Origin of the sequence: Kitasatospora sp. NPDC101155, assembly GCF_044768305.1 — a bacterium.
Classification (GTDB): domain Bacteria; phylum Actinomycetota; class Actinomycetes; order Streptomycetales; family Streptomycetaceae; genus Kitasatospora.
On sequence record NZ_JBIWPN010000064.1, the window covers coordinates 22,645 to 34,228 of the forward strand.

General features: G+C 75.3%; 2 protein-coding genes. Both read right to left on the reverse strand.

The window, feature by feature from the left end:
• Window positions 1-136 precede the first annotated feature (136 nt).
• On the reverse strand, window positions 137-514 hold the full coding sequence (locus ACIRYZ_RS41740) for a DUF1963 domain-containing protein (RefSeq protein ID WP_402953887.1): 378 nt from the start codon (window positions 512-514) through the stop codon (window positions 137-139).
• A partial coding sequence (locus ACIRYZ_RS41745; protein WP_402953885.1) for an SDR family NAD(P)-dependent oxidoreductase occupies window positions 511-11,584 on the reverse strand: 11,074 nt, incomplete at its 5' end. The genes ACIRYZ_RS41745 and ACIRYZ_RS41740, both read right to left, overlap by 4 nt.

The following is an 11,584-nucleotide window of genomic DNA, read 5'->3' on the forward strand; positions in this document are numbered from 1 at the left end:
AGGAGAGTGTCCAAAACTGATGTTTGGATCGCTGGGGGGCGCCGCCATGATCGTTGTTGGGCGATTTGTGGGGGTCGGATCGAGCCACCGCCGGACGGCCGGGGCGTGGGACCGCCTCCACCGACTCGCCGCGGGATCAGCACTGCGAGGTGAATCGGGCACGGTCGAAACGCCGCTCGGCCAGGTCCTGCCGCCTGATCAGCCAGTAGAGCGCACCGCCGTCACTCCACACCATCGCGGCGCGCTCGTCGGTGTCGATCTGCGCCAGGAGCAGCCACTCGTGGGCCTCCGCATGGTCGTACCGCGCGACTTCGAGCTCCACGGTGTCCTGGACCGGCAGCGCGTACCCGCCGATCAGATGGTGCGGACCGGGGCCGCCCAGATCCAGGGCGAGGTCGGTGAAGAAACCCGCATCGTCCGGTGCCGCCCCGGTCGGCGGATGGCACGCGAAGAAGGCGTCGCGGGAGCCCAGGAGTGGACTCCCGCGACGCGGGGAGGGGTGGGGCCGGGTCAGTCGGCGAGGCCCAGTTCGTTGTCCAGAAGGTCGAACATCTCGTCGTCCGAGGCCGACTCGAAGTCGAAGGCCCCGGAGCCCGAGGCCCCGTCGGCGACGGCGGCGCTCCGGGCGGCGAGCCACTTCGAGCGCAGCACCTCCAGCCGGGCGGACACCTGGTCGAACAGCGCGTCGTCCGAGCCGTCCACCTCGGTCGTCCCGAACGCCTGCTCCAGCCGGTCCAGTTCGGCCAGCAGGGCGGCCGGGCCCGCGGTGGGCTCGGGCTCCAGGCCGAGCCGCTCGAACAGGTGGTCCGCCAGCTCCGCCACCGTCGGGTGGTCGAAGACGAGCGTCGCCGGCAGCCGCAGGCCCACCAGCCCTCCCAGGCGGTTGCGCAGTTCGACTGCCGTGAGGGAGTCGAGGCCGAGGTCCTGGAAGGCCCGCTGCGGGTCCACCCCGGACGCCTCGGTGTGGCCGAGGACCGCGGCCACCTGGCGGCGGACCGCCTCCAGCAGCGCCTCGCGCCGCTCGGTGCCCGGCAGTTCGGACAGCCGTCGCACGAACTCGGCGCCGCCGCCCGTCCCGCCGTCCGCGCCGGCGGCCGAGCCGCGCCGCACCGGCACGCGCACCAGGCCGCGCAGGAGCGGCGGGATCTCGCCGCGCCGGCTCAGGGCGGCCGGGTCGAGGCGGAGCGGCAGGACGGCGGGTGCCGTGCCGGCCGTGGTCGCGTCGAACAGGGCGAGGCCCAGTTCCGGCGTGAGCGGCGGCATGCCGGCCCGGGCCAGTCGTTCGGCCTCGGCCTCGGTGAGGGTGCCGGTCATGCCCCCGGTGCCGGTCCACGGACCCCACGCCAGGGAGACGGCGGGCAGGCCGAGGGAGTGGCGGTGGCGGGCGAGGGCGTCCAGGAAGGCGTTGGCCGCCGCGTAGTTGGCCTGGCCGGGGTTGCCGAGCGTGCCGGCCGCCGAGGAGAACAGGACGAAGGTCTCGACGCCTTCGGCGGCTCGGTGGAGGTTCCACGCGGCGTCCGCCTTCGGGCGCAGGACGGCGCCGATGCGCTCGGGCGTGAGCGAGCCGATCGTCCCGTCGTCCAGGACGCCCGCGGTGTGCACCACCGCGCGGACGTCGTGGCGGGCGAACAGCCCGGTGACGGCGGCCTCGTCGGCGACGTCGCAGGCCTCGACGGCCGTCTCGGCGCCGAGCCCGGCGAGTTCGGCGACCAGTTCGGCCACGCCGTCGGCGGCGGCGCCGCTGCGGCTGACCAGGAGCAGGCTGCGCACGCCGTGCTCGGCGGCGAGGTGCCGGGCCACCAGGCGGCCGAGGCCGCCGGTGCCGCCGGTGATCAGCACCGTGCCCTCGGTGGGCCAGCTCGGGGCCTCGGTCGCGAGCTCCTCCCGCGCGAGGCGGGCGGCGAACAACTCGCCGTCGCGGAGGAGAAGTTGCGGCTCTTCGGCGGTGAGGGCGGCGGTGAGGGCGGCGGGGATCAGCGCGGTCTCGGCGGTGGCGAGGTCGAGCAGGCCGAACCGGCCCGGCTCCTCCGAGGCCGCCGAGCGCACCAGGCCCCAGGCCGCGGCGCCCGCGAGGTCTGCGCCGGACTCCGCGCCCCGCGTGACGAACACCAGACGGGAGGCGGCGAACCCGTCGTGCGCGAGCCACGTCTGGAGCATCTCCAGGACGGCAGCGACCCGGTCGTGCACCGACTCGGCACCGCCGGCGGGGAGTTCGGCCAGCACCACCGGCGGCACGTCGGACCGGGCGGCGAGCTCGGTCAGCGCCTGCGCGGTCGGCTCGACGGCGACGGACGCCACGTCCGCGTCGGCGGGCGCCTGCACCGGCCCCCAGTCGAGGCGGAACAGTGCGTCGTGGCCCGCCGGGCGGGCGGCGGCGCCGAGCTGCTCGGCGGCGATCGGCCGGACGGTGAGCGAGCCCACCGACGCGACCGGCCGGCCCTCGGTGTCGGCCGCGGCGAGCGCCAGCCCGCCGGACGCCGACGGCGCCAGCCGGACCCGCAGCGCGGACGCCCCGGAGGCGTGCAGCGCGACGTCCTCCCACGCGAACGGCACCCCGGCGCCGCCCTCGCCGAGCCCGCCGCCCACGGCGAGCGTGTGCAGGCAGGCATCGAACAGGGCCGGGTGCAGACCGTAGGCGCCGCCCTCGACGCCCTCGGGCAGGGCGACGTCCGCGAAGAGCTCGTCGCCCCGGCGCCAGACCGTCCGGAGGCCCTGGAAGGCGGGGCCGTACCCGAACCCGGCCTCCGCCAGGCCGTCGTAGAGGCCGGTCAGGTCGACCCGTTCGGCGCCGGCCGGCGGCCACACCGAGGCGTCGAACGCCGCCGGTGCCGCGCCCGTGCCGAGCACGCCGCCGGCGTGCAGGGTCCACGGGTGCAGGCCGCCCGAACCGGGCCGGGAGTGCACGGTCACGGGCCGGCGGCCCGCGTCGTCCGGCGCCCCGACGGCGACCTGGAGCTGCACGGCTCCCGCCCCCGGGAGGACCAGCGGCGCCGCGAGCGTCAGCTCCTCGACGACGTCGCAGCCGATCTCGTCGCCCGCGCGCACGGCCAGTTCGACCAGCGCCGTGCCCGGCACCAGGACCGAGCCCATGACGACGTGGTCCGCCGCCCACGGGTGGGACCGCGCCGACAGACGGCCGGTGAACAGCAGGCCGTCGCTGTCGGCCAGCTCCAGCGAGCCGGTGAGCAGCGGGTGTTCGGCGTTCCTGAGCCCGGCGGACTCGGCGCCCCGGCCGGCGGGCAGGCCGGTCGGCCAGTAGTCCCGGTGCTCGAACGGGTAGGTCGGGAGCTCGGCGAGGTGCCGGCCGGCTCCGGCGAGCAGGGCCCGCCAGTCGACCTTCGCGCCGTGGACGTGCAGGCTCGCGAGGGCCTGGAGGAGGTTCGCCTCCTCGGGCCGGTCCTTGCGGAGCGCGGGGGTGGCCACGGTGTCGGCGTCGTCGGGCAGCGCGCTCGCGGTGAGCGCGGTGAGGACGGCGTCGGGGCCGAGTTCGAGGAACCGGCGGACGCCGGCCTCGTGGAGGGTGCGGACGCCGTCGGCGAAACGGACGGCCTCGCGGACGTGGCGCACCCAGTAGTCGGGGGTGCAGAGGTCCTCGTCGCCGAGTTCACCGGTCAGGTTGGAGACGACCGGGATCGAAGGGGCGTGGTAGGTCAGCCCGTTGAGGACCTCGCGGAAGTCCGCCAGCATCGGGTCCATCAGCGGCGAGTGGAACGCGTGGGACACCCGCAGGCGCGTGGTCCGGCGGTCGGCGAAGTGCGCCTCGATCGCCGCGACGGCGTCCTCCGCTCCTGAGACGACGATCGAGCGCGGGCCGTTGACGGCGGCGATCGACACGAAGTCGCCCAGCAGGGGCCGCACTTCGTCCTCCGTCGCCTGCACGGCGAGCATCGCGCCGCCGGACGGCAGCGCCTGCATCAGACGGCCGCGGGCGGCCACCAGGGCGCAGGCGTCGGCCAGGCCGAACACTCCGGCGACGTGCGCCGCAGCGACCTCACCGATCGAGTGCCCGGCCAGGAACTCGGCGCGCACACCGAGGGATTCGACGAGACGGTAGAGCGCCACCTCGACGGCGAACAGCCCGGCCTGGGCGTACGCGGTCCGGTTCAGCTGCTCCTCGTCCGAGCCCCACACGACGTCCCGAAGCGGAAGCTCCAGGGCCCCGCACACCTCGTCGAAGGCCCGGGCGAACACCGGGAACCGGTCGTACAACTCCCGCCCCATGTCGAGGCGTTGCGAGCCCTGCCCGGAGAACAGGAACGCTGTCCTGCCGTCGGCCGGGACCCCTCGGGCCACCGCCACGCCGTCCACGAGCACCGCGCGGTGCGGCAGCGCCGACCGCCCGGCCAAGGTGAACGCCACGTCCGCGGAGGGCAGTTCCCCGGCATTCGTGAGCCGCGCGAGCTGTGCGTCCAGCGCCGCCTCGGACTTGGCGGACACCACCCACGGCAGCAGGCCGGGTGCGGCCTCCTTCTCCGGCTCCGCCGACTCGGGCAGTTCCAGGATGACGTGCGCGTTGGTGCCGCTGATCCCGAAGGACGACACGCCCGCGCGGCGCGGGTGGTCGGTGGCCGGCCAGTCGGTGCGCTCGGTGAGCAGCTCGACGGCGCCGGCCGTCCAGTCGACGTGGGTGGAGGGCTGGTCGATGTGCAGGGACTGCGGGAGCACTCCGTGCTGCATCGCCAGCACCATCTTGATCACGCCGGCGACACCGGCCGCGGCCTGGGAGTGGCCGATGTTCGACTTGATCGAGCCCAGCAGCAGCGGGACTTCGCGGTCCTGGCCGTACGTCGCGAGCAGCGCCTGGGCCTCGATCGGGTCACCGAGCGTCGTGCCCGTGCCGTGCGCCTCGACGGCGTCCACGTCGCCGAACGACAGCCCGGCACTCGCCAGCGCCTGGCGGATCACGCGCTGCTGCGACGGACCGTTCGGCGCGGTGAGGCCGTTGGACGCACCGTCCTGGTTGACGGCACTCCCCCGCAGCACCGCGAGCACCCGGTGCCCGTTGCGGCGGGCGTCCGACAGCCGTTCCAGCACCACCAGGCCGATGCCCTCGCCCCAGCCCACGCCGTCCGCCGCCTCGGCGAAGGCCTTGCTGCGGCCGTCCGCGGCCAGGCCCCGCTGCCGGGAGAACTCGACGAACGTCGCCGGGGTGGACATCACCGTCACGCCGCCCGCCAGGGCCAGCGTGCACTCGCCGCTGCGCAGGGCCTGGGCGGCGAGGTGCATCGCGACGAGGGAGGAGGAGCAGGCCGTGTCGACCGTGACCGCCGGGCCCTCCAGGCCGAGGGTGTAGGACACCCGGCCCGAGGCCACACTTCCGGCGCTGCCGCTGCCCTGGTGGCCCTCGAACTCACCGCCGCCGAGCAGGTTCGCGTAGTCGGCGTACATCACGCCCGCGAAGACGCCGGTCCGGCTGCCGCGCAGGGACACCGGGTCGATGCCGGCCCGCTCGAAGGCCTCCCACGAGGTCTCCAGCAGCAGACGCTGCTGCGCGTCCGTCGCGAGCGCCTCGCGCGGGCTCATCCCGAAGAACGCCGCGTCGAACGCCGCCGCCTCCCGCAGGAATCCGCCCGTCCGGGTGTAGGACGTGCCGCTGTGGTCCGGGTCCGGGTCGTAGAGCGTCTCGACGTCCCAGCCGCGGTCGGCCGGGAACTCCGACACCGCGTCCACGCCGTCGGCCACCAGACGCCACAGGTCCTCCGGCGACGCCACGCCGCCGGGGTAGCGGCAGGCCATTCCGACGAGCACGATCGGATCGTCGGACGGGACGGGCAGGGCCGCCGGGAGTTCCACGGTCTCCGCGGTGCCGAACAGGCCTTCCAGCAGGAAGCCGGCGAGCGTGTGGGCGGTCGGGTAGTCGAACACGACGGTCGTCGGCAGCTGGAGACCGGTCACCGTCCGCAGCCGGTTGCGCAGTTCGACCGCCGTCAGCGAGTCGAAGCCGAGGTCCTGGAAGGCCCGCGAGGGGTCCACCGTCGACCGGCCCTCGTGGCCGAGCACCAGCGCGATCTGGTCGCGCACCAGATCCAGGAGGGCCTCACGGCGCTCCTCACCGCCCAGGCCCGACAGCCGCCGGGTCAGGTCGATCGCGGCGGGGGCCGTGGCCGCCCGGCGCGCAGGGGTCCGGACCAGGCCGCGCAGCAGGGCGGGGACGTCGCCCCGGTCCCGCAGGGCGGGCAGGTCGAGCCGGACGGGCAGGACGGCCGGCTCGGCACCGGTGGCGACCGCGTCGAACAGCGCCAGCCCGTGCTCCGGGTCGAGCGGCGGCACGCCGGCGCGGGTCATCCGCTCGCGCTCGGCGTCGGTGAGCGTGCCGGTCATGCCCGCCACGTCGGACCAGGGGCCCCAGGCGAGCGAGACGGCGGGCAGGCCGAGCGAGCGGCGGTGGACCGCCAGGGCGTCCAGGTAGGCGTTGCCCGCCGCGTAGGCGGCCTGGCCCGCGCTGCCGAACGTGCCGGCCACGGAGGAGAAGAGAACAAAGGCGTCGAGGTCGAGGCCCTCGGTGGCCCGGTGCAGGTTCCACGCCGCGTCCGCCTTCGGGCGCAGGACGGCGCTCAGGCGCCCGGGGGTCAGCGAAGCGATCACACCGTCGTCGAGCACGCCGGCGGTGTGCACGACCGCGCGGATGTCGTGGCGGGCGAACAGGTCGGCTATGACGGCCTCATCGGCGACGTCGCAGGCCTCGACGGCGGCCTGCGCCCCGCACTCCGCCAGCTCGGCGAGCAGCGCGTCGACGCCCTCGGCGTCCGCGCCGCGACGGCTCACCAGCAGCAGGCTGCGCACACCGTGCTCGCCCGCGAGGTGCCGGGCGAGCAGACGGCCGAGGCCGCCCGTTCCGCCCGTGATCAGGACCGTGCCCTCGCTCGGCCACACAGCCGCCGCGTCGGCCGCCGCTTCCGTGCGGACGAGCCGGGCCGCGAGAGTCTCCCCGTCACGGACGAGCAGCTGCGGCTCGTCCAGGCCCAGGGCGGCGGACGGCAGCTCCGCCTCCCCCACCAGGTCCACCAGGCCGAAGCGGCCCGGCTCCTCGGTCATCGCCGACCGCACCAGCCCCCACACGGCTGCGCCCGACAGGTCCTCGCCCGCCACCGCGCCGCGCGTCACGAACACCAGCCGCGAGGTTGCGAAGCGCTCCTCCGCCAACCAGGCCTGGGCGAGCTCCAGTGCTTGCGCCGTTCGCGCGTGCGCCTCGGCGGCGGCCATCTCGATCACGACCACCGGCGGGACGTCCACCGGTACCTCCGCCAGCGAGGCGACCTCGACGAACTCCGCAGAGCCGGAAGCCCTCACCGGCACCCAGTCCAGCCGGAAGAGCTCGTCCCGGCCGACCCGCGAGCCCGCGGCCAGCTGGTCGGCGGCGATCGGGCGCACCGTCAGCGCGCCGACCGAGGCCACCGGCCTGCCGTCGGCGTCGGCCACGGCGAGCACCAGCGCGCCGGCAGCCGACCGCGTCAGGCGCACCCGCACCGCCGACGCGCCGGAGGCGTACAGCGCCACGTTCTCCCACGCGAACGGCACACCGCCACCCTCGCCGGAGCCCGCCGGGGCAAAGCCGTGGAGGCAGGCGTCGAACAGCGCCGGGTGCAGGCCGAAGCCGGTGCCCTCGGTGCCCTCGGGCAGGGCGACCTCCGCGAAGAGCTCGTCCCCGCGCCGCCAGGCCGCTCGGAGGCCCCGGAACGCCGGGCCGTACCCGAACCCGGCGTCCGCCAGGCCCTCGTACAGTCCGGTGAGGTCCAGTTGTTCGGCTTCGAGCGGCGGCCACACCGAGGCGTCGAACTCCGCCGGCGCCGCGCCCGAGCCCAGCACGCCGCTCGCGTGCAGGGTCCAGACCGGCTCCGGACCGGTGTCCGCCGTGGAGTGGATGCCGACGGCGCGGCGGCCGGAGTCGTCCGGCTCGGCCAGCCGCACCTGGATCCGGACGGTCCCGTCCTCGGGCAGCACGAGCGGCGCGGCCATGGTCAGTTCCTCGACCAGGTCGCAGCCGGCCTCGTCGCCGGCGCGCACGGCCAGCTCGACCAGCGCCGTGCCCGGCATCAGCACCGAACCCATGACGACGTGGTCGGCCAGCCACTCGTGCGACCGGGCCGACAGCCGGCCGGTGAACACCAGCCCGGCGGTACCGGCCAGTTCGAGCGAGCCGGTGAGCAGCGGGTGCTCGGCGTTCCTGAGTCCGGCGGACTCGGCCGTGGGGAAGAACGCCGAGGTGTCCGTCCAGAAGCGGCGGTGCTGGAACGCGTACGTCGGCAGGGCTACCCGGCGGGCGCCGGTCCCGGCGTGGAAGGCGGACCAGTCCACCGGCACGCCCAGCACGTGCAGGCGTGCCAGCGCCTCGACGACGGTCCGCTCCTCGTCGCGTCCGCGGCGCAGCGCCGGGATCGCTTCGGCCTCGCGGTCGGACAGCGCGCTCGCGGTGAGGGCGGTGAGGACGGCGTCGGGGCCGAGTTCGAGGAACCGGCGGACGCCGGATTCGTGGAGGGTGCGGACGCCGTCGGCGAAGCGGACGGCCTCGCGGACGTGGCGCACCCAGTAGTCGGGCGACGTCAGGCCATCGGCCGGCCCGCCCGTCAGATTGGAGATCACCGGGATCGAAGGCGCCCGGTACGTCAGCCCCGTGAGGACCTCACGGAAGTCCTCCAGCATCGGGTCCATCAGTGGCGAGTGGAACGCGTGGGAGACCCGCAGGCGGGTCGTCTTGCGGTCCGCGAAGTGCGCCTCGACAGCCGCGACGGCCTCCTCCGTGCCCGAGACGACGATCGACGTCGGGCCGTTGACGGCCGCGATCGACACGAACTCGCCCAGCAGCGGCAGGACTTCGTCCTCCGTCGCCTGCACCGCCAGCATCGCACCGCCCTCCGGCAGCGCCTGCATCAGCCGACCACGGGCCGCCACCAGGGCGCAGGCGTCCTCCAGCGAGAACACCCCGGCCACGTGCGCCGCGGCCACCTCACCGATCGAGTGGCCGACCACGAACTCCGGTCGCACACCCAGCGATTCGACGAGACGGTAGAGCGCCACCTCGACGGCGAACAACCCGGCCTGGGCGTACACAGTCTGGTTCAGCAGCTCCTCGTCCGACCCCCACACGACGTCCCGAAGCGGAAGCTCCAGAGCCCCGCACACCTCATCGAAGGCCCGAGCGAACACCGGGAACCTGGCGTACAACTCCCGGCCCATGCCGAGCCGTTGCGAGCCCTGCCCCGAGAAGAGGAAGGCCGTCCGCCCACTCGTGGCGATGCCGGTCGGCGCCCCGCCGTCCCTTACCGTCCGCAGGCCGGCCAGGAGTTGCTCCGTCCCGTCGCCGACCACGGCCGCGCGGTGTTCGAGCGCGGCGCGGGTCGTCGCCAGGGAGTACGCGACATCCACCGGCCGGGCATCGTCGGCGCCGGCGGCGAGCAGCCGCTCGGCCTGCGCGCGTAGGGCCTCCGGGGTCGCGGCGGACAGCAGCCACGGCACGACACCGGGCTCGACCTCAGGCGACTCCGTGGACAGGTCCGCCGTCGGGGCCTCCTCGATGATCACGTGGGCGTTGGTGCCACTGATCCCGAAGGAGGAGACGCCGGCGCGCCGCGGACGCTCGCCCGCAGCCCACGGCCGGGGCTCGGTCAGGAGCCGGACGGCCCCCTCCGACCAGTCCACGTTCGCGCTCGGCTCGTCGACGTGGAGCGTCGAGGGCAGCTCGCCGTTGTGCATCGCGAGCACCATCTTGATCACGCCGGCGACACCGGCCGCTGCCTGGGTGTGCCCGATGTTCGACTTGATCGAGCCGAGGAACAGGGGCCGTTCGCGGTCCTGGCCGTAGGTGGCGAGGAGCGCCTGGGCCTCGATCGGGTCGCCCAGCGTCGTGCCCGTGCCGTGCGCCTCGACCACGTCCACCTGGTCGGCGCCGAGGCGGGCGTTGGCGAGCGCCTGCCGGATCACCCGCTGCTGCGACGGACCGTTCGGCGCCGTCAGGCCGTTCGACGCGCCGTCCTGGTTGACGGCGCTGCCGCGGACGAGCGCCAGCACCGGGTGCCCGTTGCGCAGCGCGTCCGACAGCCGCTCGACGACCAGGAAGCCCGCGCCCTCCGCGAAGCCCGTGCCGTCGGCGGCGGACGCGAAGGACTTGCAGCGCCCGTCGGGGGCGAGCGCGCCCTGCCGGCCGAACTCGGCGAACACCCCGGGTGTGGCCATGACCGTCACGCCGCCGGTGATCGCGAGCGAGCAGTCGCCCTGGCGCAGCGCCTGGGCGGCCAGGTGCAGCGCGACCAGGGAGGAGGAGCAGGCGGTGTCCACGGCGACGGCCGGGCCCTCCAGGCCGAGCTTGTACGAGACGCGGCCGGCCACGACACTGCCGTTGCCGTCGCTGCCCGGGTAGTCGTGGTACATCACGCCGGTGAAGACGCCGGTGCGGGTGCCGCGCAGGCCGGTCGGGTCGATGCCGGCCCGCTCCAGGGCCTCCCAGGAGAGCTCCAGCGTGAGCCGCTGCTGCGGGTCCATCGCCAGGGCCTCGCGCGGGGAGATCCCGAAGAAGCCGGGGTCGAACTCGGCGGCGCCGTCGAGGAATCCGCCTGCGCGGGTGTAGTACGAGTCCTCTGTGCGGAGCGTCGAAAGGTCCCAGCCGCGATCGACGGGGAACGGGGAGATCGCGTCCGCGCCGGACGTCACCAGCTGCCAGAGCTGCTCGGGCGTGGTCACCCCGCCCGGGTAGCGGCAGGCCATGCCGACGATCGCGATCGGGTCGTGGCGGACCTCCGTCGCCACCGGAACGTCCGTCTCGGCGTCGATGGAACGGACCCGGTCGTCGGCCAGGTCGAGCAGGGCGTCGACCAGGCCCGCGTCGCGCAGGCGGCGGGTCGGGATCGACTGCAGCGCGGCGCGCAGGTCGGCCTCGGCGCGGGACGCCTCGCCGCTCGCGGCCGCCGTCCGCACGCCCAGCTCGGTGACGATGAGGTCCGTCACGGCCTCGGCGTTCGGGTGGTCGAAGGCGAGGGTCGCGGGCAGGCGCAGGCCGGTGAGGGTGTTGAGCTGGTTGCGCAGGTCGGTCGCGGCGAGGGAGTCGAAGCCGAGCTCCTGGAACGCGCGGTCCGGCTCGATCGCGTCGCCCGACTCGTGGCCGAGCAGACCGGCCACCCGGGCCCGGACGAGTTCGAGGACGGTCCGCCGCTGCTCCGCCTCCGTCAGCCCGACGAGCCGGGCGGCGAGACCGTCGGCCGGCGCGGCCGACACCGGAGCGTGCGCCGCCGTGCGGCGGGCGGCCGGGACGAGGGCGCGCAGCAGCGCGGGGACCTCGTCGGTGCGGGCGCGCAGGGCCGCGGCGTCGACCCGGATCGGGACGACGGCGGCGCGCTCGCTGCGCAGAGCGGCGGCGAACAGCGCCAGACCGGCCTCGCGGGAGAGCGGCGGGACACCCTGGGCGGCCATGCGGTTGCGATTGAGCTCCAGGAGGTGCTCGCCGAGGCCGGCGCCGACGTCCCAGAGGCCGTAGGCCATCGAGGTGGCGGGCAGGCCGACGGCGTGGCGGTGGGCGGCGAGAGCGTCGAGGAAGACGTTCGCGGCCGCGTAGTTGCCCTGGCCGGCGGTCAGGACCAGACCGCCGGCGGAGGAG